This window comes from Corynebacterium sp. HMSC078H07 (genome assembly GCF_001812805.1).
GTDB lineage: Bacteria > Actinomycetota > Actinomycetes > Mycobacteriales > Mycobacteriaceae > Corynebacterium.
Window position 1 is genome coordinate 17,704 of record NZ_KV810440.1, and the last position, 25,110, is coordinate 42,813.

Sequence of the window (25,110 nt, forward strand, 5' to 3'; positions counted from 1 at the left end):
CTCCTTCGCTCATGATGGCCGCTGACAGCGACGCCACATTCACCCGATACATTCTAGTAGGGGCTGCGACAACAATCTACGGACCCACTCTCATAGAAGACTGGGAATACGTAAGCGATTCAAGCTGCAAAACTAAACTTTTTAGCAAGCTAACTACCATTGAGCCACATAACTCGCTAGACTTATTTTCCATGAGTGAAGAAAATATCGAATCCCCCGTACCGTACGAGGACGCCCTCGAGGTTGCCCGCCAAATTCAGCCCGCGCTCAACAAGCTTATGTTGATTTTCCAGCGCACCACGGAGGGCACCTCCCTGACCACCTCCCAGGTGTCCATCATGAACCAACTCCGCCTGCGCGGCCCGTCCCGCGTGAGCACCATCGCCCAGGCAGAACTGATCCGTATGCCCACCGCTTCTAATGCCCTGTACCAATTGGAGCGCCATGGCTTTGTGGAGCGCCACCGTGACGAGAAGGATCGCCGCGGTGTTCTCGTTGCCCTTACCCAGCTGGGCGAGTCCGAGTTGACCATCGTTTCTCGCCAGCGTGCGGCCGCTTTGGCAGAGATCCTGCGCTGGCTGGAGCCGGAAGACATTAAGGATGCCGACTCCCTCGTAAACCTGATCTCCAAGCTGGCGGATGTCTACCGCCCCATCATGGAAGGAAAATAGACCATAGAGGAGGCCTTATGCAGATTTTATTTTAAGGCCGGAGGGGTTGATAATGGAATAAACAACCCCGAAACATGTACTGAATGGCTAAGAAATCTTCCCGCCCCTCCAAGGGGCTCGTAACATCAGAGGACCCGCTCCCTCCGGTCCGCATCCTCGTATCGTGGAGTCCTAAATCCGCCGGTACGGAGGCTATTGACTTCGCAGCATGGATAGCGCGCACCACACCTGCGCACATCCGCGTTGTCTCCACCATCTCGCAACCGCTGACCGTTACTTCCTTAAGCAAGCTCAGCGGTTCCTACAAGAAGTGGTTCAAGAAGGAACGCGCTACCTGCGAAGATGCTGTCCGGGATGCATTGAGCACAGCCGGCGTGCATAAGTCCCAATGGGATACGGACGTGTCTGTTCTCGTCGCCGGGCCCTCCCGCCCGCAGCTCTTAGAGGAGATGGCCCAGGATTTCGGCGCTCACGTCATTTTGTTGGGCGCCAATCAGTCCGCGCCGAAGGGCCGCTTCTTCTCCGGCTCAACGGCGGATGCCCTCCTTCACTATTCTCCCCTTCCTGTCGGCTTGAGCCCACGCGGCATCAAGCTCTCCAAGCACGGAGTCACTCGCATCAACTTCGCGTTTACCGACCGCGGCTGCGATGACGACCCCGCACTCCTCCGCGCTGCATGCATGGCACACCGCGCCGGGCTCCCCCTTCGCATACTGGCGTTTTCGCCGGAGGGGCTTATCGACGTCCCCCTGGACTACTCCCCTACTTTCCCCAGCGACGCCCCCAATTGGCGCGAGCACTCGCTCTCCCTTTTGGACCGCGCCCACGATTTTATTGCGGACGCCTTCCCGGATCTCGAGGTCACCACGGCCATCGGCAGCGGTAACGGCTGGTCCGGGGCGGTGGACTCACTCAAGTGGAAGAAGGGCGACCTTCTCTGCTTGGGGTCAGCGCCCATGGGCCCCATTGCCCGTGTCTTCATAGGAAGTACCGCCACTGAGCTTCTTCCGCACGTAGGTGTGCCTGTACTTGTGTGCCCGACGGGTCCGGATCCTGAGTCCTAGTTCACGCGTTAGACTGCACATCATGGCAGCTGAGCATCCTGAAAACGACCTGACGTCGGACGCGGACTACGCTAACCTGCGCCGTCCGGAGCCGCAGAGCTTCGACGAGCTTGCCGACGCCCCCGATCCCCTCGTCCTCGCCGAAGCCAACCGCCGCTCTTCGCGCCAAGCGCTCTGGTTCATGGTGGCTATCCTTCTGGGCTCGGCACTGTATGCACTGCTCCTCGCTGGCATTTTCAAGCTCACCGGCCCCGATACCAACTGCCACCCGGCGGTCTATGCCTCATGGCTGTGCACGAAGACGCAGCGAACCATTTTCGCGACCACAACGATGATCATCCCCTTCGCGGGCATGATCGGCTGCGCCGTCATCATGGTGCGCAAGCTCAAGGCTTATCTGCGCTGGCGCGGGTGGATGGCCATTTTCTGGGTCATGGCCGGCAACTTTATGCTCTGGGGCATTAACGATATTCAGATTCTCCTCGCCCCAGAGCTCTAGTCCTATTTTTGTGCTTCGGCGCGCGCGACCTCCGCACAGTCCTCGCGCCCACAATGCTGCGTCTCTGTGTGTTGGATGCAGTCATCACAGATGAGCACCTGCTGGCGGCACGTGTCCTCATTGATGCAGTTGTGGAAAGTATTGGTGCCTTTGCCGCAGTGCACGCAGTGGCCCAGCTGGATAAAGCCTGGATCCTCAATCCCCTGGCCAAATTCGTGGTGCATACGCTTATCGAAGACATACATCGAGCCTTCCCACAGGCCATCGTTGCCGTACTTTTCGCCGTAGCGCACGATGCCACCGTCAATTTGGTAGACCTCGTTGAAGCCACGATTCTTCATCAGCGACGACAAGATTTCGCAGCGAATGCCACCGGTGCAGTAGGAAACGACCGGCTTATCCTTCATCCAGTCGTACTTGCCGGATTCCAGCTCAGCGATGAAGTCGTGCGTCGTTTTCACGTCCGGCACCACGGCATTTTTGAACTTGCCGATTTCCGCTTCCATAGCATTGCGCCCGTCAAAGAAGACGACCTCATCGCCGCGTTCTTCGACCAGCTTGTTGACTTCTTCGGGTTTCAAGTGCACGCCGCCACCGACGACACCATTCTCATCTACCTTGAGCTCACCCGGCGCGCCAAAGGCCACGATCTCATCGCGGACCTTGACTGAGAGGCGTGGAAAGTCATCCGCGCCACCCTCCGACCACTTGAACTCCATTTTCTTGAAACCCGGATACTCACGGGTCTCACGCACGTAGCGCTTGCAGGCATCCATGTCACCGCCAACGGTGCCATTGATGCCGTGCTCCGAGATGAGGATGCGGCCCTTAAGCCCGAGCTTCTCGCACAGCGAGCGCTGCCACAACATAATCGCGGTGGGGTCCTCGATGGGAGTAAAGCAGTAGTAGAGGAGAATCTTGCCAATAGTCACGCCCGCAAGTCTAGGCCTGCTGCGAAGTAAAACCCCAATCTTTCCTGACTTAAGGTTGTGGATTTAGTACATAGGCCCGGCTGCGACTCGTGGGCGGCGCTGTGGGTTGAACTCGCCCTGAATCGATGAGCCCCCGAAGGCCGTAACGAATCGTGCTTGCGCTATAGCCGGTCTTGTCCATGAGCTGATGAATATTGTGCTCCACGTCAACCTCCAACACACCTAGGATTCCCACTTGCACAGGAGTCAGCCCTAAGACATCAGCGGAGAGACCGTACCGTTCAGGACCACGCTGATGCTCAGTTAAGAGACCTTCACTCACGAGCTCGCCCAGCTCCTCGCGCGCTTCGTCGCTATCGATACCAAGTACGCTTCGAATAAGCTGCGGAGTCACCTCACGGTATTCCCGTGCTAGAAGCATCACTTGGGCACGCTCTGGCGATAAATCCCCGATTCCAAGCTTCTCTAGCCATCGCTGGGCTTCAGGATTCAACAGACCGTGCCGATGCAGCACCACGGTAAAGGCACCTATTTCGATTTTGAATTGTGGTTGCGGCAGGCCATGCTGCTTCATTGCCGCTTGCATTCGGCGAATACCACTTCCTTGGTTTTCCGCGATCGTTCCTTTGTCTCTTGCCGGAACATAGGACAATGTCTTAGCAATGAATTGATTACGAGGCACTGACCTTCCGTCATCAAGATTGTCGAGTGTACGGTCTCCCCACAGGCCACCTGGATTGCGAATCTCAACACGGTCACTAAAAATATCAATCGCAACTTGCTCGCTGATCGACACTGGACCATAGTCGCGATGCATCACGGCATTGGTAATTGCTTCGCGCAGGACCACCTCAGGAATCTCCGGTTCCTGCTCGACAGTTCTTCCCCGCTCAACATATCGGGTATTGAGCAGGCTTAACGTCGCACCGATCGCATCTTCGATTTGATCTTTGATGTGGCCTTCACACACCTTGCGATGATCAAACCGTACTTCTGGATCTGCCGATTTTTGCTGTCCGGGGTGCTTCGCCACATCGATAAACAACTGCGGGAAGAATTGCTGGGGATAAACACCAAAGCACATCAAACCGGAAAAAACCACTTCACCAGCCCTATTAAGACTATTGAGCTTTCTCAAAACTGCGAGTGCAGAATTATCTCCGTTGAGCAAACGTGATTGGGAAGCATGAAGACGCTCAATGACTGAGTTGACCAACGGCATATCGAGATCTTCGATAGCCGCATCCTCCACAATTTGTTGATCAGAGAAATCAGATTCGTAACGGTGCTGGAGCTGATAGATCTCATGTGCGGTGAGATGCTTGTTCTTGTCATCGAGGCGCTTATAGCTTCCCTTCGTTATCCCCTGGTCGACAACAAAACACGGCATGCGTTTAGCCTTTTGAGTTTCCTCAGACATCGACGCGATTCCCAACGCCACGATTGGCGCGCCCTCAAAGGTGAAACGACGCACCTGAAATGTAGGAACCGGTTCTACTCTCGGCGCCTTGTCCCCTAGCCCGTTATCCACTGAGTCAATAATCTTGTTCGGGTCAAATCCTTGGGCAGGGATAAAACCGGAGGTTTCATCAATCCCAAGAAGTATGACGCCACCATCAGTATTGGCGAAAGCTGAAACCGTATTCCAGACGTCCTTGTTGAGTTTTCCTACCGCCGCTTTAGCCTCACAGTCATTGTCATCACTACCTTGCGCACGCAGGCGTTCGACAATCGCGTTGATGTCTTCATCACTGAAGTTTTCGACATTCCATACCGTCACTGCCCGTGCCTCCCTCAGCTGTTTTCTTCACTTTAACACTGACACCGCTGACTTTTAACAGTGAGAGCACACATTTGATAAGTGAGGAGTTCACTTCTATCACTGAGGACATCACTTTGATCAGTGAAGCGCCTCATTGTCAGAGTGAGCTACAGAAATAGCAAAGTGTATGCAGCGAGGTCGACGCAGGACGACGGGTTGGCCCTAACAGGCCTTAACGCTTCTGGTAGAGAGCGCTCTTGCGGGCAAAGACCGGATCGGAGGTCACAAGCACGCCGAGGTTGCGGAAGATACCTTCATCCACAGACCCCAGGATGGTAGTGGTGTGGACGTCGCAGCCCTGCAGTTCCTTCAATGCATCGAGGGCGCGGCGGGCATTCTCATCCTTCGCAGCGGAGACTGACAGGGCGATGAGAACCTCATCGGTGTGCAGGCGCGGGTTTTTCGAGCCCAAGTGCTTGGTCTTCAAAGTCTGAATCGGCTCGATGGACTCCGGCGACAGCAAGTGCAGCTCGTCGTCGATGCCGGCCAGGTGCTTCAGCGCATTGAGCAGGGTAGCCGCCGAGCAGCCCAGCAGTGGGGAGGTGCGGCCGGTGATGATGGTGCCGTCGTGAAGCTGCAGCGCCGATGCGGGTCCCTCGGTCTCCTCTGCCTTCTGACGCGCCGGCTCCACCACGGGGCGGTCAGTGGCCTTGATTCCAGCCTTGGCCATAATCACCGCAGCACGTTCCGACTGGGTGTTATCGAGACCGTTGCGGGCCTCCTCCACCAAGGTCTTGAAGTAGCGGCGGATGATTTCCTGTTGGGAGGCCTCGCGGCAGACTTCGTCGTCAGTAATGCAGAAGCCCACCATATTCACGCCCATGTCCGTCGGGGACTGGTAGGGCACGGTTCCGGTAAGGCGCTCCAACAGGGACTTGAGCAGTGGGAAGGCCTCGACGTCACGGTTGTAGTTCACCGTGGATTCGCCATGCGCGGAGAGGTGGAAGTGGTCGATGACATTCGCATCATTGAGGTCCACCGTGGCGGCCTCATAGGCCAGGTTCACCGGGTGATCCAGCGGAAGGTTCCAAATAGGGAAGGTCTCAAACTTGGCATATCCTGCCTGCACGCCGCGGAGATTCTCGTGGTAGACCTGCGACAATGCCGTGGCCAACTTGCCGGAGCCCGGGCCCGGCGCGGTCACCACGACGAGGTCCCGGGAGGTCTCCACATAGTCGTTCTTACCCAAGCCATCCTCGGAAACAATGAGATCAATGTTGGAGGGGTAGCCGGGGATGACGCGGTGACGCGCCACGGTCAGCCCTAGGCGCTCTAGGCGCTCGATGAAGGCCTCCGCCTGGCTATTGCCCTCCTCCAGCTGCGTCATGACGATGTTGTTGACTAGGAAGCCGCGGTCCCGGAAGACGTCGACAAGCCGCAGCACATCATCTTCATAGAGGATCCCCAGGTCACCGCGCATCTTCTGCCGCTCGATGTCCTTGGCATTGATGCAGACGAGGATTTCCACGTCATCCTTGATGCGCTCCAACATCGCAATCTTGTTATCCGGCGTGAAGCCGGGCAGCACGCGGGAGGCATGCATGTCATCAAAAAGCTTGCCACCCATCTCGAGATAAAGCTTCCCACCGATTTCTTTGCGTCGAGCGTTGATGTGCTCCGACTGCAGCTCAATGTATTTTTCACGGTCAAAACCGATTGCGCGCCCCATAATATTTAGGCCCTTCCGTTCAACGGGTAGTACCCGGAAAGTCTACAGCAGCACTGCCCCCGCGTAGACTTCCTGACATGCCTGAGGGACACGTTATTCACCGCCTTGCTCGGACACTCAATGCGGACTTTCGCGGCGCGCCGCTGGCTGTGAGCAGCCCCCAGGGCAGGTTTGCTGCGGAGGCCGCGCTTGTCGACGCCTCACCCCTCACCCTCGCCGAAGCCTATGGCAAGCACCTGTTTCTTCACTTCGATGCCGAGGACCCTCGCCACGTCATCTATATCCACCTAGGCCTCATCGGCTCCCTGCGCTTCGAACCTTCGGCCGACGTGTGGGGTCAGATTCGACTACGCCTCGATAACGGCACAACGGCCGCCAACCTGCGCGGACCGCAATTCTGCACTCTTATTACCGAGGAGGAGTACCAGGTCAAGGTGGCGAAGGTGGGCCAGGATCCGCTGCGTGAGGATGCTGACCCCGATGCCCTGTGGGCCCGGGTGCATGCCTCACGGCGCAGTATCGGTGCCCAGCTCATGGACCAGGGCCTCTTCGCTGGTGTAGGCAATATTTACCGCGCCGAGGCTCTCTTCCGCCAAGAACTCTCCCCCTTCATCCCCGGCACTCAACTCGACCGCGCCGAGTTCGATGCAATCTGGTCTGACCTGGTCGGCCTCATGGACTACGGCGTGGAGCACGGCCGCATCGACACCGTCCACCCTGCCCATACGCCGGAGGCCATGGGCCGCGAGCCGCGCAAGGATGACCACGGCGGCGAGGTCTACGTCTACCGCCGCGCCGGGCAGCCCTGCCATGTCTGCGGCGCAGAAATTCAAGAGAAGGTCATGCAGGGCCGCAATCTCTTCTGGTGCCCCACCTGCCAGGGCTAAACTGTGAGGGTATGCGCCCTGCTTATACCGTTGCCACTGTTCGTGCTGCTGAGGAGCGTCTCCTCGCTGAGCAATCGCACCCCGACCAGCTCATGCAGCTGGCGGCCGCAGCGGTGGCGGAGGCTGCCACCTCCATGCTGGCTGCTCTCCCCGGTGCGGTAGTCATCCTCGCCGGCTCGGGCGGCAATGGCGGTGATGGACTCTTTGCCGGTGCGCACTTGGCTGAGCGTGGTATCACCGTCCATGCCCTAGTCCCCGAGAAACACCATGAGGCGGCACTGGAGGCTTTCCTCGCCGCGGGCGGCACGGTCCTTCCTTCGAAGACCACGCTGCCGACAGGCACCGCGCTGCTTATCGACGCTATCGCGGGCCTCGGTTCCGCCCGCGGCTTGAGCGGCGCCGCACTGTCGCTCTACCGCGACGCCACCGCCGTCGGCGCCGCAGTTTTAGCCGTCGACATGCCCACCGGCGTCGATGCGGACACCGGCGTGGCCGCCCCAGACACCGTCGAGGCCGATGTCACCATCACCTTCGGCTCGCCGCGCCTGGGACATGCGCTGGCTGCTGAATGCGGGCAGGTGGTGGTCTCCGATCTCTTCCTACCCGGCGCGCCTTCCTTCGCTGAGACCCTCGCTGAACTGGATGAACCCGCCGCATTCATCGCCCATGAGCCCACGGTTCCCTCGCCCTGGGAGTGGCTCCCGGGCGAACCCGATCTGCCAGGTGGGCGCCTCACTCGTCCCTGGCCTGTCGGTTGCACCGGCCCCATTACCGATCCCACACCACATTCACGTTCCGACAAATACTCCGGTGGCGTCGTCGCCCTCGCTGCCGGCAGTGCGGCTTACCCGGGCGCGGGCATCCTCTGCGCCACCGCGGCGGTGCGAGCCACGCCGTCGATGGTGCGCTTCATCGGCGATAACACCATCACGTCTCTGCTTCCTGAGTTGGTCTGCCACCCGGATGTTTCCTCCGCTGGCCGCGCCCAAGCCTGGGTCGTGGGCCCAGGCCGCGGTACCGATGCAGCGGCCGCCGCCGAACTGCGCAAGGTTCTAGCGCAGGACCTGCCCACCGTTATCGATGCCGACGCCCTCACGCTTCTGGCGCGCAACACCTCCTTGCGCCGGACAGTCGCCGAGCACCCGCTGACCATCCTCACCCCACACGAAGGCGAATTCACCCGCCTCTACGAGGCCACCTTCGGCTCTTCGCTCCATGCGGCTACCGGCTGGAGCCGCGCCCTCCACGAACTAGCCGGGGAACTGAACAGCATCATCCTGCTCAAAGGCCGCCTCACCCGCGTCACCGCACCCGGCCAGCCGCTGTACTCCTTCAATTCCGGCCACTCCTTTGCCGCAACTCCCGGCTCTGGCGACGTGCTCTCCGGCATCCTCGGTGCGGTCATGGCCCAGCTCTTCGCCAAAACCTCCACCGAAACCGCCGCCGCGACCACCGCCCGAGCCATCAGCGAGGTTCTCCACGCCGGCGCCATCCACGCGCATGCTGCGGCCATCGCGGCCGAAACCCGCGAAGGCTTCGCGCCTTGTTCGGCCTCCCAGATCGCCGCAGCCATCCCACAGGCCATTGCCCGGCTCCTCAACGCGCAGCGCTAGCTCCGTAGCCCGGCGCTAGCTCCGCAGCAAGGTACGTTTCGATCAAATAGCACCCCAGAAATTCGAAGATCTGGGACCTTATTTGATCGAAACGTACCCAGCCGCCACCGTGTTGGTACATTTTCGCAACGAAGCCCTAGACTTTCGCGGTTCTCGGGCCACTATTTACGAAAACGTACCGCCGCTCGACGCAGAATCCCAGACGCGGTGCCGACGGACTTGCGCAGCAATCCCCTCGTGCCCACCGGCACGGTGCCGTGGCGCAGGGAGGTGTTCTCCCAGGGCCATGTCATTCCAGCCCAGGCTGCCATGACGGCAAGGGTCTCCACCGCAATGTAGCCGGGCCAGGGACCGAACAGGTTGATGATGGAGGGACTGCCCGGCGCGTGGTTGAGGAAACCGTAGTTGCCGTCTGTCTTGGCGTTGACCGTCATCGCGATGGCCATCCAGATGGGCGTGACCTTCACGGCAAAGCGGTAGCCCTTCCACGTCGGTCGATAGCCCAGGCCGAAGGTCAGGCCCAGCGGTACGGCGAGCGCCACGATGTGGAAGAACCAGTAGGTGCTAAAACGCAGCCAGCGTGGGGCAAAGTAGTAGATGACATCCGGGGTGATGATGGCCTGCGGGTTAAGGATGATGCCCCAGAAATACGTCAGGGTGAGGGCATGCTCGTTGCCGGTAATGAGGCCGAGCGCCAAGATGGGACGCAGCACGTCACAAAGGTGCAGCGGGAGGGACTCCCGGATATCGAACTGGGAAGGATCCAGGGAAATAACTGTCCATGCGGTGCCGAGGACCAAAAGGACCCAGCCGACCATCTGGCGGACGAACTTTTCACGGCTTGTGCCTTTAACGCGGCGAGCGCCGACGATGAAGACACCGCAGGCAGCGATGGTAATCGTCAACATAAGCGCATGCAGCGGGGTCCATTGCTGCATGCGCTCATAGTCGGTAGGGGTTACCCGTGGGCGGCGAGGTCGAAGCATATCGAAGTACTAATGTACTCCGCCTTCAGCACTTGTGGGCACGAAGAAGAAAAATTAGTTCCTTGTATCAATTAGGGCCTAGGCCGCCACGTCCGAGTAAGCGGAGACGTATCCGTCCTTGACTTCCAGGACACGGTCGGCATAGTCCAGCAGGCTGCGGTCGTGGGTGATGAACAGGGTGGCGGTGCCAAAGTCCTCGGTGACACCGCGCAGAAGCTTGGCGATGTCTCGCGAAAGCTTAGAGTCAAGAGCAGAGGTGGGCTCGTCCGCCAGCAACACGGAAGGCTGGCCCATAAGAGCACGGGCAATGTTGACGCGCTGGCGCTGGCCACCGGAGAGCTGACCCATGCGGCGGTTGCCAAAGCTCTCAAGGCCCACGAAGCTCAAGAGCTCATCGGCACGGTCCTGACGCGGCTTTCGGCCTTCCATGTGGTCGATGATGAGTAGCTGCTCACGCGCGGTCAGAGAAGCAATGAGGTTAGCCTGCTGGAAGATGAGGCCACGGGTGCCGTGCATCTCGACGGATCCGGAGTCCGGTTCGATAAGGCCAGCGGCCACGGAGAGGAGGGTGGACTTGCCGGAGCCGGACTCGCCGATGACAGCGGTGAGCTCGCCGGGATTCACGTCTAGGCTCACACCGTCCAAAGCGGCAACACGGGATTCGCCGTCGGGGTAGGTCACCACGATGTCGCGGAGGGACAGAGCAGGAGTAGCAGTGGTAATCATTAGGCGTTGCCTCCTAGGGCGTCGAGCGGATTGATCTTGGAAACGCGGCGGGTGGCGAGGAAGGCACCGGCGATGCCGAGCAGCCAGATGCCGAGAGCGGGGACGATGACCGTCATAACAGAAACCTCGAAGGGCACGGTGCCCTGTGCGGCGAGGCCCAGCAGCCAGCCGAAAAGCGCGCCAATCCCCACGCCAGCAGCCAGGATGATGGCCGCCTGGGCAATAGCATCCTTGAGCAAGTACGTCACGCTGGCACCAAGAGCGCGGAGGATAGACAGGTCACGGGTGCGCTGGATGGTCCAGATGCTCAGGAAAGCGATGGTGACCAGTGCAGAGATGCCGTAGAGGAAGGCCTGCATCGTCAACAGGGAGCCGCGCTCCGAGCTGTAGGCCGGCAGGCCAGACAGCGCCTTGCCCATGGACACGGACGTCTCCGTCGGCTCTGTGGTCAGCAGCGCCACGCCCACCATGCCCTCCGGGGCGTGGGAGACCTGCTGCCAGGTGGCCGTGTCCACCCAGATAACCGGGGAGTGGGAGTAATACTCATCCGGGACCATGCCACGTACCTCCAGGTCAACGCCACCAAGCGTGCCCTGAGAAGGAGCGTTCATGTCTTCATCGATGGACTGGCTAAGAATCATGCCGCGTTCCGGAATCAAGGTGTCCGTCCCGGGAATCTCAGTGCCGGCAGGCAGGCCCAGGACGGCCACACCGCCGTGGCCTTCCAGCTTGGTCTGGCTCGCGCCCAGCGGGAGACCACCGTCGACGACATCCTCAGCGAAAATCTCCGACTCGGTAAAAGACGGGTCTTCGGTGGAGAAGGTCACGTTCGGTGTAGTTTCTCCGAGTGCCTCCAGCGCAGAAGTGTTTTGCTTGGACAGTCCTTGGGTAAGGCCGGACAGCATAACGAGCAACAACGTAATTAGAGCCACGACGCCGCCGATCAGGAAGAAACGACCGCGCGCGGTGACTATCTCTCTCAATGCAAGGAACATAGTATTCATACTGATCACGCGCTAAGAGAAAGTAATCGGGTACCTAGTTGAACCTTCACTCAACCAGTTGGTTGATTCGGCCTCAACCGCTGAGGCGATAGGCTGGATCGGCGTGATGATGCGAAACAGCTTGTGGACCGTTGGCCTCCACATCATGTTCGGATTCCTGCTGGTCTTTGGCGTACTCCGCGCCTGGGCCGATGACCGGCTCGATGCCCGAGTCCTAGGTCTCTCGATTGCCCTCGCCGTGGTCTACGCCGGCTTCGTGGCCTACACCGCCCGCAGACCCGCTCGCCCCGTGCCCACTACGCTGTGGCTCGCTGCGCTCTGTGTGTTGTGGATAGGCCTCATGGTGCATGCCCAAGACTTCATGTGGATGGAATTCCCGCTGGTCTTCGTCTTTGTCCATGCCCTCCCCTTCTGGCCTGGCATCCTCGCCAGCATTGTGCTGTGGGCCATCGCCGCCTTCATCCCCGCCTGGCTGCACCCCCAGGCATGGACGGCAGCCGCTGCTATTGGCCCCTTCATCGGTACCTGTTTCGCCGTGGCCGTCTACCACGCTGCCCGCAAGATTCAAGCGGAGGCGGTGCACCACGCGGCTGTGGCCAAGCAACTGCGTGAAACACAGGAGGAACTGGCCGCCACCGAGCACCAAGCAGGCCGCCTCGAAGAACGCGAGCGGCTCTCCCGGGAGATTCATGACACCGTGGCCCAAGGTTTATCCTCCATCGTGCTGCTCAGCCGCGCTGCCAAGAACAGCACGGACCCGGAGGAGACCACCGCACAGCTCGAACTCATTGAGAAGGTGGCCAAGGACAACCTCGCGGAAGCTCGTCGCTTCGTCAAAGAACTCGCCGCCCCAACCTCCTCCATCGATGAAGGTCTGCGCGCCCTCGTGGACGAACTCCAAGCACAGGCGAAGGGTCTGGGGTTACGCACACGCTTTAGTCTCAAGTTAACCGGCCGCGGCGAGGTGCCTACCGAGCTCCACCACGTCATTCTGCGTTCCGCGCGCGAGGGCCTAACCAACGTGATGAAACATGCCGACGCCGACCGCGCAGTGGTCACGCTGGGCGCTTTCACAGATGAGATCACCTTGGACGTGGTCGACGATGGCCGCGGCATCGACGGCCCACAAGGCTTCGGCCTGACCGGCTTGGAGCAGCGTGTTCGCAGCGTTGGTGGCAGCGTCCAGGTAGAATCCTCACCGGCCGGCACCGCGCTCGCGGTGCGAATCCCAACAGGAAGCAGCCGCAATGGTTAACGTGATGCTCATCGATGATCACCCCGTGGTCCGCGCCGGGCTGCGCGCCATTCTCAACACGTTCCACGACATTGATGTGGTGCTGGAAGGCTCTGACGGTTCGGCAGTGGAGAAGCTGCTGCTTGACGACGTCCCCCCGATCGACGTAGTCGTCTGCGATATCCAGATGCCGGACGTCGATGGCATTGCCGCCACCCGGCGCGTGCGTGAACTCAACGGACCGCCGGTGCTGATTCTCACCACCTATGACACGCAAGCCGATATCCTCGCCGCAGTGGAGGCCGGGGCGATGGGCTACCTGTTGAAAGACGCTCCTGAGGAAGCCCTGCATAACGCGGTCCTCGACACCGCTGCGGGAAAGCGCACGTTAGCCCCCGAGGTCACCAACCTCTTGGCAGAACGCTTAGCCCAGCCGGAAACAGCACTCTCCGCCCGTGAGCTGGAGATCCTTCAGGCCTTGTCCACGGGACAGTCCAATAAGCAGATTGCGCAGGAGCTCTTCATTTCTGAGGCCACAGTGAAGACCCACCTCATCCACGTCTATCAAAAGCTCGGAGTGGATACCCGTACCGCTGCGGTGTCCGCTGCCCGCGAGCGCAAACTCATTTAAGCCGATGCATGCCTACGATTGCATCGTCGTCGGTGGTGGCCAATCCGGCCTCGCCACCGGCTACTACTTGCGCAAAAAGAAGCTCGACTTTCTCATCCTCGACGCCAACCCTTCCCCCGGCGGTGCCTGGCAGCACGTGTGGGACTCGCTGACGCTTTTTAGCGATGCTGAGTCCTCCACTCTTCCCGGCTGGCCCATGCCGCACTACCCCGGGTTTCCGCCGGCAACCCATGTGGTCGACTACCTCACTCGTTACGAAGAGCGCTATGACCTGCCGGTTCGGCATGGCGTCGAGGTCACCGCCGTGCTATACGACGCCCCCTTCTTCCACCTTTCCACCGCCCACGAGGAGTTCCGCGCCCGCACCGTCGTGGCCGCCACCGGCACGTGGTCCGCGCCCTTTATCCCCTTCTACCCCGGCGCGTTTGCGGGCCGCCAATGGCACACGGCGAACTACCCCGGACCCGCACCGTTTCTCCCCGGCGCGCAGCCAGAAACCCAGCGCGTCGCCGTCGTGGGCGCAGGCAACTCGGGTGCCCAAATCGCCGCCGAGCTTGCCTTGGAAGGCGTGGACACCACGTGGTTTACCACGCATCCGCCGCGGTGGATGCCGGATGACGTGGATGGCCGCGTGCTCTTTAGCCGCAACCGGCAGCGCATGCTCGCCTTGGCAAAGGGGGAGCCCGACCCCGGATCGGAGTCGGAGCTCGGCGATATCGTCATGGTTCCACCCGTCCTCAAGGCCCGGGATAGCGGGCTGTTGGGCGCTACCCCGATGTTCGATTCCCTCGATGAACTCACCGAGCAGGGCTTTAGTGATCTCATCTGGGCCACCGGTTTTAGGCCTGCCCTGCGCCCCTTTTCCGGACTTTTAGCAGAAGGAAAACCCACGGTGGAAGGTTTCTTCCCCGTGGGCTACGGCTCGTGGACTGGTCCTGGTTCGGCGACGATTACCGGTGTTTCTCCTTATGCGCGGCAGGTGGCAACCACCATCGCAGAGCGCGTTCGGCTCACCCCGAACGCTTAAGTTTCGAAACGCCTAATTCAGCAGCATGGCTCCGATAAGCGCCACCGACGCCAGCGCCAGAAGAAAACCCAGGCGCTGCAGGATTTTCATCTGCTGCTCGCGGCTCAGCCGCGCCATGAGAAGTGCGCCAAGAATGCTGCCCACGCTGTTGTAGAGGACATCATCAATATCGCTAAAGCCTAGGGAGAAAACGTACTGCGCGGTTTCAATCCCTAGGCTCACCGTGAGACCTATCAGCAGGGCGCCACCGAGACCCCAGCGAATCCGCCGCAGAGAACGTCCCACCACGTACACGGCCGCACCGAAGGGCATAAAGAGAAGGATGTTGCCGAAGAGATCGCTCCACCCTCCGTACCACACCGAAGCTGTTTCAAAACCACCAAAGAGGTGCAGGTTCACCTTGCGTACTGCATGCGCTGAGCCATCCACGACTCCCGGGATATCCATGAAGGGCTTGCCCAGCGTGGCCAGCCCCACGGTGACTAAGGCGAGGAGGGTGACTAAGAGGGCGTCGCGAAGCACATGCCGGTACGGATCCGGCACGGGCGCAAGCCGGTTTCGTGTGTGGCGAAGCTCTGTGGTGCTCATGGTGGCCACTTTAAGGGGAAAAGCTGACAAGATCCTGGGGTATTCGCTGCCAAGAGGCTGCTTCACAATGTCGGTAGGATAGTGCGCATGAGCACACTCATTGTCACCCGTACCGAGTCCGGCGTTTCCCAGGCTTTCCAGGACGAGCAGGTCCTGGCGGAAGGAGACACGCTGGTCAATGTTCAGTATTCCTCCCTCAACTACAAAGACGCCATGGCCTTGGAGGGCGATAAGGGCGTCATGCGCATTGACCCGCTCGTGCCCGGCATCGACGTCGTCGGCACCGTGGAAGAAACCACGGATGAGCGTTTGAAACCGGGCCAGCTCGTCGCAGCCTTCGGCGACGGCCTGGGCGAGTTCCGCCACGGCGGCTACACCACCCAGCAGCGTGTCAACGGTGAGGCCACCATCCCCGTTCCGGAGCGCTTCAGTGCCCACGATGCTGCTGCCATCGGCACCGCCGGCTACACCGCGGCTATCTGTGTGAACCAGCTGCGCACGCACGGCACGACGGAAGGTCACATCCTCGTCACCGGCGCGACAGGCGGCGTGGGCTCCATCGCCGTGCAATTGCTCAAGTCTGCCGGCTACGAGGTCACCGCCGTGACTGGCCGCGTGGACTCCCAATCGGAGTACCTCACCCGGCTAGGCGCCGATCACATTCTGGACCGCGCTGCGCTCTCGGAAACTGGGCGCCCACTGCAGAAGGCGCTGTACGACGGCGCCATCGACACCGCCGGCTCCACTGTTCTGGCCAACGTTTTGGCGCAGGTGCGCTGGGGCGGTGTTGTGGCAGCCACCGGCATGGCGGCGGGCCCAGACTTGCCGGCTTCGGTTCTGCCCTTCATCCTGCGCGGCATCGTGTTGGCGGGCGGCAACTCTGTCGACGCTCCGCGCGCGGTGCGTGAGGCTGCCTGGCAGCTTCTCGACGACCACCTGGACCTCGACCTGCTGCACTCCATTACGGAAACCGTGCAACTCGACGCCGTCACCGCAGCCGCCAAGGAGCTGCGCGCTGGCACCCGCCACGGACGCACGGTGGTGGAAATTTAACTGCGCTGGTGAACGCGATGTGACAGGGCTTCGTCATCCGTTCCGGGGGCGTCGCCCAACTCACCTGTAGTGTCATCATCAGTGCGGGCCAGCCAGATGGAGGACACCACCAGTCCACCCCAGATGACGACGACGAAGAGGATAAAGAGCAGGATTGCGCTGGTAGTCATGGTCATTCTCCTTTCCTACTAGGTGTTATTTCTGGCCTGAGACGGGCACGGCATTGTGTCCGGGCGCGGCTGCGGTCTCGGTGCTCACTTCTGCCACAGTGCCGGCTGCCAGCGGGTTTGGGGTACCTGCGGGGCGGCCACCGACTGGGACGCCGTAATCCGAGGTCTCCATGCCGTCGAGGTACTTGTTGCCGCGGAATGCTACGAGTGGCATGAGCAGACTTCCCAACAGGATGAGGCCGAGGGCTGCCCACCCAAAGAGCCCAATCTGGATAGTGGCATAGCCCTCATAGCCTTCGCGCGCGATGGTGAGGATTTCGTTGACGAGGAAGTACACCAGAAGCAGCGGAGTAGCCGCGAAGGTGAGGATCTGCCAGAAGCCACCAACCTTGAACTCGGACACGGCGTTGAGGTGCTGCTGGATTTCACGGCGGCGGCCGGTAATCCACCCCACCACAATCAGCGCGCAGATAGAGCCAAAGACGATACCCAGGTTGTTAGTGAACTTATCCATGATGTCCAGCGTGACCAGTCCGGAGGACGTGGAGAACAGGAAGCAAGACAGGACCGCCATGACGCTGCCGACGGAAATCGCGGATACCCTTCGGGACACATCGAACTTATCGGCCACTGCGGAAACCACGACCTCCATGATGGAAATCAACGAGGTCACGCCGGCCAGGAACAGCGAGCCGAAGAAGAGAACCCCGAAGAGTCCACCCAACGGCATGAGATTGATGATGGTCGGGAAAGCGATAAACGCTAAGCCAATGCCGGAGGAAGCCACCTCATCCACGGCCACGCCCTGCTGCGCTGCCATGTAACCCAAGGTGGCAAAGACACCAATGCCGGCAAGGACCTCGAAGGAGGAGTTCGCAAAGGCGGTAACCAGGCCGGCGTTCGTGAGGTTGGTACGCGGCTTGAGATAAGAGGCGTAAGTAATCATGATGCCGAAGCCGATGGACAGGGAGAAGAAAATCTGGCCGTAAGCAGCGATCCATACCGAGGGGTTACTCAGTACGGACCAGTCCGGAGTGAAGAAGGCGTTCAGGCCTGCAGCGGCCCCTTCCAGGAAGAAGGCACGAACCACAAGGATGATGAACATGACCGCCAGCACCGGCAAGAAGATCGATGTCAGTTTGCCAATTCCCTCGTTAATGCTCGTGGCCAACGTCGCTATACAGATGATCCACACGAGAATCATGACGATGAGGATGGAGGGAACAACGTTGCCGGAATAAGTGGCCTCTGCGTCCGCTTGGAGGAAGTCACTCATAAAGTAGGTGGCCGGATCATCGCCCCACGCCTGCGTCACTGACTTCACGGTGTACAACGCCGCCCACGCAATGATGGCGGCGTAATAGATGGCAATGAAGAAATTCACGCCGACCTTGAACCAGCCAACGCCTTCCCAGCTCTTGCCTATGCGCCGGAAAGCCAGCGGCGCAGAACCACGGAAACGGTGACCAATGGCCAGGTCAAACCAGAGAATCGGAATACCCGCAGTCAGCAGCGCCACCATATACGGGATAAGGAAGGCGCCACCACCATTGTCATAAGCAACGTAGGGGAAGCGCCAAATATTACCCAGGCCAACGGCGGAGCCAATTGCAGCCATGAGGAAGACGAAGCGGGTGTTAAACGTATCGCGCGTCGACTTAGTTTTTGTCGTGGTTATTGAGGACATGAGAGCACCTTCTTGTAGAGCACATCCCGTGCGCACGGGCCTGAAAGAGGGACCTTCAGCATCCACATGCGGACGAGTATTAGCGAGGAGTTTATACTAACTGCCGACCAATAGTTACCCTTTTTGAGAATGGTGTCTCATTTTTTACCCCCTGGGCTCCACATCACTCGCTGACTAAAACCGCCGAAACCCCTCGGCACCCAGCCTTCCCTTTCGGAACAACGAGTCCTGAAAGAAAACCGAGCGATGAGGGGTATCGAGCCTGAGAAGTTCAGAGTGCGACTAGACGTGCAGGTCGCGGTCCTGAATCCCCTTGGGGACAGCGAGCACGCCGATGAGGGAAACGATCGAAATAGCGACACCGTAGGCAGCGATGGCCATGGAGGTCTCAAACTTGGTATAAAGCATCTCCGCAATCATCGGGGCGAAGGCACCACCGATAATGGAGCCGAAGGCATAGCCGATGGACACGCCCGACAGACGCACTTTCACTGGAAACATCTCCGCATACATCGCTGATTGCGGGCCGTAGCTCGCGCCCAAGATGACGCCCAACAAGAACACGGCTGCGCCGAACAGATGGACGTTGCCTGAATCGACCGCCAGGAATACTGGGGTGATGTACAACGCTAGGACGACATAACCTCCAATGAAGGTCGTGCGGCGTCCAACCTTGTCGGACAGGTGGCCGAAGTACAACGTTCCAAAGAACCAGCCAATCGATGCAACGAGGGCTACCGCAAGAGCTTGCGGGCGTGTATAACCCACCACCTTCGTTCCATAGGCGGTGAAGTAGGCGATAACGAAGTAACCAATAGCGTTGTTAGCTGCAAAGATGACCGCGCACTTGATGACGGTTCCTAGGTGCCCCTTAAAAAGGACCGCGAGCGGTGCGGTGGACTTTTCCTTAAGCTCCTCCATTTCCGCGAAGGCTGGAGATTCTTCCACCGCTCGGCGAATGAGGTAGCCGAGGAGAATAAGCACGAGAGAGGACAAGAACGGAATGCGCCAACCCCATGCAAGGAACTGCTCCGGGGTCAAAAAGGTGGACAGCACCAGCATGAAAATGGTGGCAAGGAACATGCCGAGAGGAACGCCCACTTGGGGGAACGCTCCAAATAGTCCACGCTTGCCCGCAGGTGCATGTTCGACAGACAGCATCGCCGCACCGCCCCATTCGCCGCCAGCGGAGAGTCCCTGAAGAATACGCAGTACGACTAGCAGGATAGGCGCTGCCATACCTATGGATGCGTAAGTAGGCAGAACACCCATCAACATTGTTGCCAGGCCCATGCCAACCAGCGTCACGACGAGGACCGGCTTGCGACCAAGCCTGTCACCCAAGTGTCCGGCCAAGATCGCCCCGAGAGGACGGAAGAGGAAGGAGATACCCAGAGACGCCCAGGAGATGATCTGCGCGAGTGAAGCGCTCTCATTGGAGACCGGATCGAAGTACTGAGTAGCGAAAATCAGACCGGCGGCCTGAGCGTAAATGAAGAAGTCAAACCACTCAATAGTGGTTCCAACCATCGAGCCGGCAAGCACACGCTTGTGTTCTTTGGTAATTCCCGGACCTTGGGCAGGCTGTTGGGTGACTGGTGCAGACATAGTGGGATTCTCTTCTCTATGGGTGCAGAAGCACGGTGAATACAGTTAAGCCAGTGAACGAGCAGGGCAATTAGTGAGGCGGGGTATGCCTGAAGGGCCGAGAGCGCTGCAGAGTTTTACTGACCGCGGTTGTCGACGATCCTCTTGGCCTTGCCCTCACCGCAGTCGACGTAGTCAGCAATTTCGACACCCACGCTGATGCCGATGCGCTCCTTGATCTGCTTCTTCAGCCACTGGGCAGAAGCATCGATCTGATCGGGCGTCGCCTCCGGGGAGTGCTCAACTACCAAGGTGAGGTGGTCCATGCGGCCTCGCTTGCTCAGTACGCACTGGTAGCGCGGGCGCAGGACACGATCTTCAGTGATGATCTCTTCGAACTGAGACGGGAAGCAGTTCACACCACGCAGAATGATCATGTCATCGTTACGCGCGGAGATACGGTCGATGCGACGCATCGAGCGCGCAGTGCCTGGGAGCAGACGGGTGATGTCGTGGGTGCGGTAGCGGATAATCGGGAAGGCTTCCTTAGTGAGCGAAGAGATGACCAACTCGCCATACTCTCCGTCTGGAACCGGCTGCATGGTTTCCGGATCAATAATCTCCGGGTAGAAGTGGTCCTCCCAGACAGTCAGGCCATCCTTGGTCTCCACACATTCCTGGGCCACGCCTGGGCCCATCACTTCGGAGAGACCGTAAATATCGGTTGCGGTGATGCCAAAACCTTCCTCAAGCTCACGGCGCATTCCCTCACTCCACGGCTCGGCACCAAAGACACCAGCGCGCAGGGAGGACTCACGCGGGTCCAGACCTTCTTTGCGCATGCGATCAAGGAGGTTAAGCACGTAAGACGGGGTACCCAAGATCGCGTCCGGCTGGAAGTCCTGCATGATCTGAATCTGGCGCTCCGTTTGACCGCCGGAGGTCGGAATTGCGGTAGCGCCCAAGGCTTCGACGCCATAGTGGGCGCCGAGGCCGCCGGTGAACAAGCCGTAGCCAAACGTAATCTGAACCTTATCGCTCTTGCGCAAGCCTCCTGCCCGCAGCGAGCGCGCCACGAGCTCTGCCCAAATGCGCACGTCATTTTCGGTATAGCCCACAACTGTCGGACGGCCAGTGGTACCGGAAGACGCGTGGATGCGGGAAATTTGGTTCTGTCCTACGGCAAACATCCCGAAGGGATACTCCGCGCGGAGAGTTTCCTTGTCCGTGAACGGAAACAGCGCAAAGTCCGAGAGCTCCTTGAAGTCATCCGGATGGACGCCCTTTTCATCAAATGCACGGCGGTAGTGGGGGACGTTGTAGTACGCGTGACGCAACTCGTTCTTCGCGCGCGCGGTTTGCAGCGCAATAATTTCGTCGCGGGAAGCGTACTCAATTCCCATCTGGGGGCCATGGTGGTCGGAAAAAATGTCAAACGTTGCGGTCACGTTATTTGCCTTTCAATTCGGGGAGGGGGATACCACACCCATTGAGCTCCCTCGAAAGTGCTGCAAGAAGTTGATTAGCAGGTACAACACGCACAAAGTGCGTTACTTACTTACCGTTCGGTTAGGTAAGTCTTGTGACGTACACTACAGACTACAGCGGTGATAGACAACACATTTAGGCCAAGTTTTTAAGGAGCACCACATTATCGCAGGCCACGGCGATTTCATAGGAAAAAGAAGGTCTCACCCCACATAAAGCCCCCAACGCCGAATCGGCTTACACGTTCAGCGCTACCCCTTTTTCATCGCATGCGGGGCCAAGCCGCCGAAAACGACACTTTCAAAGGTGGCAGCCAATTCATCGGCATCAAGCCGTCCTTCCGGCTCATACCAATCGGACGTCGAGTTGATCATTCCGAAAATCATGCGGGTCAGCAGCGAGGCATCAACGTCGGAACGAATTGCCCCCTCCTCCTGAGCTGCCGCAACCAGCGGGACTACAGAACGCGTCAGAATGCGACGACGCTCAAGAGCAGAACGCTCCACCTCGGAATTCCCCCGCAAGCGGAGCAAAAGCGCTACAGACTTCGGATCGGAGCACAGCACCTCGATCGAGCCACGCAACAGCCCACGCACCTTATCCCCCGCCGATACATCGGCTGCAGCCATCTCTTCCGCGACCGCCTCTAGACGGCTCAGCGCCTGCACAACCGTAAGCTCCAAAATCTCCTCCTTTGAGGAGATGTGGTGGTAGAGCGCAGATTTGGAAATCCCCAATTCGCTCGCCACGTTGTCCATCGACGTGGCGTCGTATCCGCGAGCGGTAAAAGCGCGGACAGCTGCACGAATGACATCTTCACGGGAGTAGCCGGGGCGGCCACGGGCCGCGCCCTGAGCGATGGATTTCTCTTTATTCACGCAGTCCATTCAAGCAGAGTGCACATCACACCGTTAGACTGGTGAGCCACCACACCCTTTACTTGCTCCCTCGGTGTCACTGCGGAAGGCTCTTCCCAAGGAGAATTATCCATGAGCACCGAGCACCCCATCCTTGCCCCCGGCGTTGCCGAGGGCCCGGAGTTCACCCACGTGCGCACCATGTTCGATGGTGACCGTGCCACCGCGGAGATCGGCGCGAAGATTACCGCGCTAGATGCCGGCACGTGCGAAGGCCACTTCACCATCCGCCCGGAAATGTGCAATGGTCACGGCACGGCCCAAGGCGGCTACCTGTACATGTTCGCCGATTCCATCTTCGCCGGCGCCTGCAATTCAGGCGGCGACTTGGCCGTGGCCGCACACAACTCGATCCACTACATCGCACCCGCCTTCGAAGGGGACGTCGTCGACGGCGTTGGAATTACCCGCCAGACATGGGGCCGCAACGGCGTTGTTGATGTCACCCTCAGCATCAAGGGAAAGCCCATCGCCGAATTCCGCGGCACATTCCGCGTTCTCCCTTCTAAACCACAGAATCGCAACGCGTAAAGCGCAGATGCAAGCCCAGCAGAGGGCATGCAGAGATAGGGCGCAGCTCACACATTTGGTTGACATAGCTCACACCTGCGCCATATACTGACCAACCAGTCAGTAAGTATCACTGAGTCGACACTGAGCAGAGAGGCAACGATTCCTCCCATGACCCCTTCAGAGAAAACACTCACCGCTGTTCCAGCGACGGATGAAGCACAAGAACAGCAGCGCTTCGACGAGCTCATCGCCGAGGACTCCCGCATCGAGCCCACCGACTGGATGCCAGCTGCCTACCGCAAGACTTTGACGCGCCAAATTTCCCAGCACGCGCACTCCGAGATCATCGGCATGCAGCCGGAGGCCAATTGGATTACCCGCGCACCTTCGCTCAAGCGCAAGGCCATTCTCATGGCGAAGGTGCAGGATGAAGCCGGCCACGGCCTCTACCTCTACTCCGCTGCGGAGACCTTGGGCACGTCGCGCGACGAGCTCGTGCAGCAGCTTCTCGACGGCACCGCCAAGTACTCCTCCATCTTCAACTACCCGGCGCGCACGTGGGCCGACATCGGAGCCATCGGCTGGCTGGTGGATGGCGCCGCCATCTGCAACCAGGTCCCGCTCTGCCGTGCTTCCTACGCACCCTATGGCCGCGCCATGGTGCGCATCTGTAAGGAAGAGTCCTTCCACCAGCGCCAAGGTTGGGAGATCCTCTACGAGCTGTCCCACGGAACGCCCGAGCAGAAGCAGATGGCGCAGGAAGCCATCAACCGTTTCTACGGCCCAGCACTACAAATGTTCGGCCCGCCGGATGATGACTCGCCGAACTCCAAGCAGTCCATGGCGTGGAACATCAAGCGCTTCTCCAATGACGAGCTGCGCCAGCGCTTCGTGGACATGATCGTCCCGCAGGCCGAGGCCCTTGGCCTGCACTTCGAGGACCCGGACCTGAAGTGGAACGAAGAGCGCGGCCACTATGACTTCGGCGAGCTCGACTGGTCCGAATTCAAGGCAGTTATCAAGGGCGAGGGTCCCTGCAACGTGCAGAGGATGCAGCGCCGCCGCCAAGCGCATGCTGACGGCGCCTGGGTCCGCGAAGCCGCTGCGGCCTACGCCGAGAAGCACCACTCGGCTGATAGCTCGCTCATCGCTTAACGCCTAAGCACACTGCCCAACCAGCCACGACACTTTAAGGAAGATTCCATGTCCAGCTCTAACTGGCCCATGTGGGAGGTTTTCGTACGTTCCTCCCGTGGCCTCTCCCACGTCCACGCCGGCTCGCTGCACGCACCGGATGCCACGATGGCCCTGCGCAACGCCCGCGACCTCTATACCCGGCGCAACGAAGGAACCTCCGTCTGGGTTGTCCCCAGCGAGGCCATCGCCTCCTCCGACCCGGACTCCAAGGGCGGATTCTTCGAATCGCCACAGGGTAAGAGCTACCGCCACGCCACGTACTACGACAAGTCAGAAGGAGTACCGCACCTGTGACCGGATTTGCAGCCGCCGATTCTGCGACCAAACAATCGCAGGGCAACGGCATCACCGCAGAAGACATCGCCGCTTCCGGCGCAGTCGCCCCCGAAGACACGGCCAACTATGTGCTCATGTTGGGCGATGATGCCCTCATCTTGGCCCAGCGCCTGGGCTGGTGGATTTCGCGAGCACCGGAGATGGAAGAGGATATCGCCCTAGGTAATATCGCCCTCGATCTCATCGGGCACGCCCGCTTCCTCCTCACCTATGCCGGCACCGCATGGGGCAAAACTGAGGATGACTTAGCCTACTTCCGCAATGAGGAGGAGTTCCGCTCCGCGCGCCTTGTTGAGCAGGAAAATGGGGACTTTGGCTACACCATCGCCCGCCAGCTGCTCTTTTCCTACTACCAATACGGGCTCTACACCGCCCTGCTGGAGTCGAAGGATGAAATGCTCGCAGCCATCGCGGCCAAGGCCATCAAGGAAGTTGAGTACCACGTCGATCACGCCAACCAATGGATTCTGCGCCTTGGCCTCGGCACCGAGGAGTCGCACCGCCGGATCACGGAGGGCCTGATGTACATGTGGCCCTACCTCGACGAGCTTTTCGAGGATCTCCCGCTCCACGAGAAGCTGGCAGCAGAAGGCATCGCGGTTCTACCCTCAAGCCTGCGCGCGCAGTTCGATGAGCGCATCGCCTACGTCTTGGACAAGGCGGGGCTGTCGATCCCGGACGTCAAGCATGCCCGCTCCGGGCAGCGCACCGGGCGCTTCTCCGAGCATCGCGGCTACATCCTCGCGGAGATGCAGTCCTTAGCCCGCCAGCACCCAGGGGCAACCTGGTAGGAAAAGGAAAGGACCAAG

General features: G+C 59.8%; 25 protein-coding genes. 13 read left to right on the top strand and 12 right to left on the bottom strand.

The genetic code is table 11. From position 1 onward, the window contains the following. Window positions 1–191 precede the first annotated feature (191 nt). The 3 genes from HMPREF2875_RS01540 (at window position 192) to HMPREF2875_RS01550 (ending at window position 2,234) form a co-directional block, all read left to right on the top strand. The gene (locus tag HMPREF2875_RS01540; RefSeq protein ID WP_039672736.1) at window positions 192–671 is read left to right on the top strand and encodes a MarR family winged helix-turn-helix transcriptional regulator; all 480 of its coding nucleotides are present in this window, start codon (window positions 192–194) and stop codon (window positions 669–671) included. A gap of 83 nt (window positions 672–754) precedes the next feature. Continuing rightward, window positions 755–1,735, top strand: coding sequence for a universal stress protein (locus HMPREF2875_RS01545; protein ID WP_070669750.1), 981 nt, complete (start codon window positions 755–757; stop codon window positions 1,733–1,735). Between the two features lie 22 nt (window positions 1,736–1,757). Continuing rightward, on the top strand, window positions 1,758–2,234 hold the full coding sequence (locus HMPREF2875_RS01550) for a hypothetical protein (protein ID WP_070669751.1): 477 nt from the start codon (window positions 1,758–1,760) through the stop codon (window positions 2,232–2,234). Between the two features lie 2 nt (window positions 2,235–2,236). On the opposite strand, the gene HMPREF2875_RS01555 is transcribed toward HMPREF2875_RS01550, so the two are convergent. The 3 genes from HMPREF2875_RS01555 to HMPREF2875_RS01565 all read right to left on the bottom strand — a co-directional run bounded on the left by HMPREF2875_RS01555 (window position 2,237) and on the right by HMPREF2875_RS01565 (window position 6,657). Then, the gene (locus HMPREF2875_RS01555; protein WP_070669752.1) at window positions 2,237–3,166 is read right to left on the bottom strand and encodes an oxygen-dependent tRNA uridine(34) hydroxylase TrhO; all 930 of its coding nucleotides are present in this window, start codon (window positions 3,164–3,166) and stop codon (window positions 2,237–2,239) included. Between the two features lie 49 nt (window positions 3,167–3,215). Beyond that, the gene (locus HMPREF2875_RS01560; protein ID WP_070669753.1) at window positions 3,216–4,946 is read right to left on the bottom strand and encodes an ATP-binding protein; all 1,731 of its coding nucleotides are present in this window, start codon (window positions 4,944–4,946) and stop codon (window positions 3,216–3,218) included. A 214-nt stretch (window positions 4,947–5,160) separates the two neighbouring features. Then, window positions 5,161–6,657 (bottom strand): DUF1846 domain-containing protein, encoded by a 1,497-nt coding sequence (locus tag HMPREF2875_RS01565; protein ID WP_070669754.1) that lies wholly within the window; start codon window positions 6,655–6,657, stop codon window positions 5,161–5,163. Between the two features lie 77 nt (window positions 6,658–6,734). On the opposite strand from HMPREF2875_RS01565, the gene HMPREF2875_RS01570 reads away from it, so the two are divergent. Further along, complete coding sequence (locus tag HMPREF2875_RS01570) at window positions 6,735–7,544, top strand: Fpg/Nei family DNA glycosylase (RefSeq protein WP_070669755.1); 810 nt, start codon at window positions 6,735–6,737, stop codon at window positions 7,542–7,544. Window positions 7,545–7,555: 11 nt separating this feature from the next. Next, window positions 7,556–9,157 (top strand): NAD(P)H-hydrate epimerase, encoded by a 1,602-nt coding sequence (locus HMPREF2875_RS01575; protein WP_070669756.1) that lies wholly within the window; start codon window positions 7,556–7,558, stop codon window positions 9,155–9,157. A gap of 161 nt (window positions 9,158–9,318) precedes the next feature. On the opposite strand, the gene HMPREF2875_RS01580 is transcribed toward HMPREF2875_RS01575, so the two are convergent. The 3 genes from HMPREF2875_RS01580 to HMPREF2875_RS01590 form a co-directional block, all read right to left on the bottom strand. Next, window positions 9,319–10,143: a YwaF family protein gene (locus HMPREF2875_RS01580; protein WP_070669757.1), complete on the bottom strand. Its 825-nt coding sequence runs from the start codon at window positions 10,141–10,143 to the stop codon at window positions 9,319–9,321. Between the two features lie 78 nt (window positions 10,144–10,221). After that, complete coding sequence (locus HMPREF2875_RS01585; RefSeq protein ID WP_070669758.1) at window positions 10,222–10,869, bottom strand: ABC transporter ATP-binding protein; 648 nt, start codon at window positions 10,867–10,869, stop codon at window positions 10,222–10,224. Beyond that, window positions 10,869–11,864: an ABC transporter permease gene (locus HMPREF2875_RS01590; protein WP_070669759.1), complete on the bottom strand. Its 996-nt coding sequence runs from the start codon at window positions 11,862–11,864 to the stop codon at window positions 10,869–10,871. Before HMPREF2875_RS01590 ends, HMPREF2875_RS01585 begins: the two co-directional genes overlap by 1 nt. 115 nt (window positions 11,865–11,979) lie before the next feature. Here HMPREF2875_RS01590 and HMPREF2875_RS01595 point away from each other — a divergent pair, with 115 nt between their 5' ends. Genes HMPREF2875_RS01595 through HMPREF2875_RS01605 form a run of 3 tightly spaced genes read left to right on the top strand, consistent with a single transcriptional unit; the run spans window position 11,980 to window position 14,765 of the window. Further along, a complete protein-coding gene (locus tag HMPREF2875_RS01595; protein WP_070669760.1) occupies window positions 11,980–13,128 on the top strand; it encodes a sensor histidine kinase in 1,149 nt (382 codons plus the stop codon). Next, window positions 13,121–13,738: a response regulator gene (locus HMPREF2875_RS01600; protein WP_070669761.1), complete on the top strand. Its 618-nt coding sequence runs from the start codon at window positions 13,121–13,123 to the stop codon at window positions 13,736–13,738. Before HMPREF2875_RS01595 ends, HMPREF2875_RS01600 begins: the two co-directional genes overlap by 8 nt. A gap of 4 nt (window positions 13,739–13,742) precedes the next feature. Continuing rightward, window positions 13,743–14,765 (top strand): NAD(P)-binding domain-containing protein, encoded by a 1,023-nt coding sequence (locus HMPREF2875_RS01605; RefSeq protein WP_070669762.1) that lies wholly within the window; start codon window positions 13,743–13,745, stop codon window positions 14,763–14,765. 12 nt (window positions 14,766–14,777) lie between these two features. Here the strand turns inward: HMPREF2875_RS01605 and HMPREF2875_RS01610 are convergent, their stop codons facing one another. Then, a complete protein-coding gene (locus tag HMPREF2875_RS01610; protein ID WP_070669798.1) occupies window positions 14,778–15,353 on the bottom strand; it encodes a VanZ family protein in 576 nt (191 codons plus the stop codon). Between the two features lie 87 nt (window positions 15,354–15,440). On the opposite strand from HMPREF2875_RS01610, the gene HMPREF2875_RS01615 reads away from it, so the two are divergent. Continuing rightward, entirely contained in the window at window positions 15,441–16,406 is a 966-nt protein-coding gene (locus HMPREF2875_RS01615; RefSeq protein ID WP_070669763.1) for an acrylyl-CoA reductase family protein, read from the top strand. On the opposite strand, the gene metS is transcribed toward HMPREF2875_RS01615, so the two are convergent. The 5 genes from metS to HMPREF2875_RS01640 form a co-directional block, all read right to left on the bottom strand. Further along, window positions 16,403–16,576 (bottom strand): methionine/alanine import NSS transporter subunit MetS, encoded by a 174-nt coding sequence (metS, locus tag HMPREF2875_RS01620; protein ID WP_070669764.1) that lies wholly within the window; start codon window positions 16,574–16,576, stop codon window positions 16,403–16,405. The two genes, HMPREF2875_RS01615 and metS, sit on opposite strands and share 4 nt — an antisense overlap. A gap of 25 nt (window positions 16,577–16,601) precedes the next feature. Next, the gene (locus tag HMPREF2875_RS01625; protein ID WP_070669765.1) at window positions 16,602–18,263 is read right to left on the bottom strand and encodes a sodium-dependent transporter; all 1,662 of its coding nucleotides are present in this window, start codon (window positions 18,261–18,263) and stop codon (window positions 16,602–16,604) included. 282 nt (window positions 18,264–18,545) lie between these two features. Beyond that, a complete protein-coding gene (locus HMPREF2875_RS01630) occupies window positions 18,546–19,871 on the bottom strand; it encodes an MFS transporter (protein ID WP_070669766.1) in 1,326 nt (441 codons plus the stop codon). A 116-nt stretch (window positions 19,872–19,987) separates the two neighbouring features. Beyond that, window positions 19,988–21,253 (bottom strand): AMP-binding protein, encoded by a 1,266-nt coding sequence (locus tag HMPREF2875_RS01635; RefSeq protein WP_371327546.1) that lies wholly within the window; start codon window positions 21,251–21,253, stop codon window positions 19,988–19,990. A gap of 336 nt (window positions 21,254–21,589) precedes the next feature. Further along, window positions 21,590–22,225: a TetR/AcrR family transcriptional regulator gene (locus tag HMPREF2875_RS01640; RefSeq protein WP_070669768.1), complete on the bottom strand. Its 636-nt coding sequence runs from the start codon at window positions 22,223–22,225 to the stop codon at window positions 21,590–21,592. 102 nt (window positions 22,226–22,327) lie between these two features. On the opposite strand from HMPREF2875_RS01640, the gene HMPREF2875_RS01645 reads away from it, so the two are divergent. The 4 genes from HMPREF2875_RS01645 to paaC all read left to right on the top strand — a co-directional run bounded on the left by HMPREF2875_RS01645 (window position 22,328) and on the right by paaC (window position 25,092). Further along, complete coding sequence (locus HMPREF2875_RS01645) at window positions 22,328–22,786, top strand: hotdog fold thioesterase (protein ID WP_070669769.1); 459 nt, start codon at window positions 22,328–22,330, stop codon at window positions 22,784–22,786. Between the two features lie 150 nt (window positions 22,787–22,936). Further along, a complete protein-coding gene (gene paaA / locus HMPREF2875_RS01650; RefSeq protein WP_070669770.1) occupies window positions 22,937–23,923 on the top strand; it encodes a 1,2-phenylacetyl-CoA epoxidase subunit PaaA in 987 nt (328 codons plus the stop codon). Window positions 23,924–23,971: 48 nt separating this feature from the next. Continuing rightward, entirely contained in the window at window positions 23,972–24,259 is a 288-nt protein-coding gene (gene paaB / locus HMPREF2875_RS01655; RefSeq protein ID WP_039672784.1) for a 1,2-phenylacetyl-CoA epoxidase subunit PaaB, read from the top strand. Further along, the gene (gene paaC, locus HMPREF2875_RS01660; RefSeq protein ID WP_070669771.1) at window positions 24,256–25,092 is read left to right on the top strand and encodes a 1,2-phenylacetyl-CoA epoxidase subunit PaaC; all 837 of its coding nucleotides are present in this window, start codon (window positions 24,256–24,258) and stop codon (window positions 25,090–25,092) included. The genes paaB and paaC overlap by 4 nt, the downstream gene beginning before the upstream one ends. Window positions 25,093–25,110 lie beyond the last annotated feature (18 nt).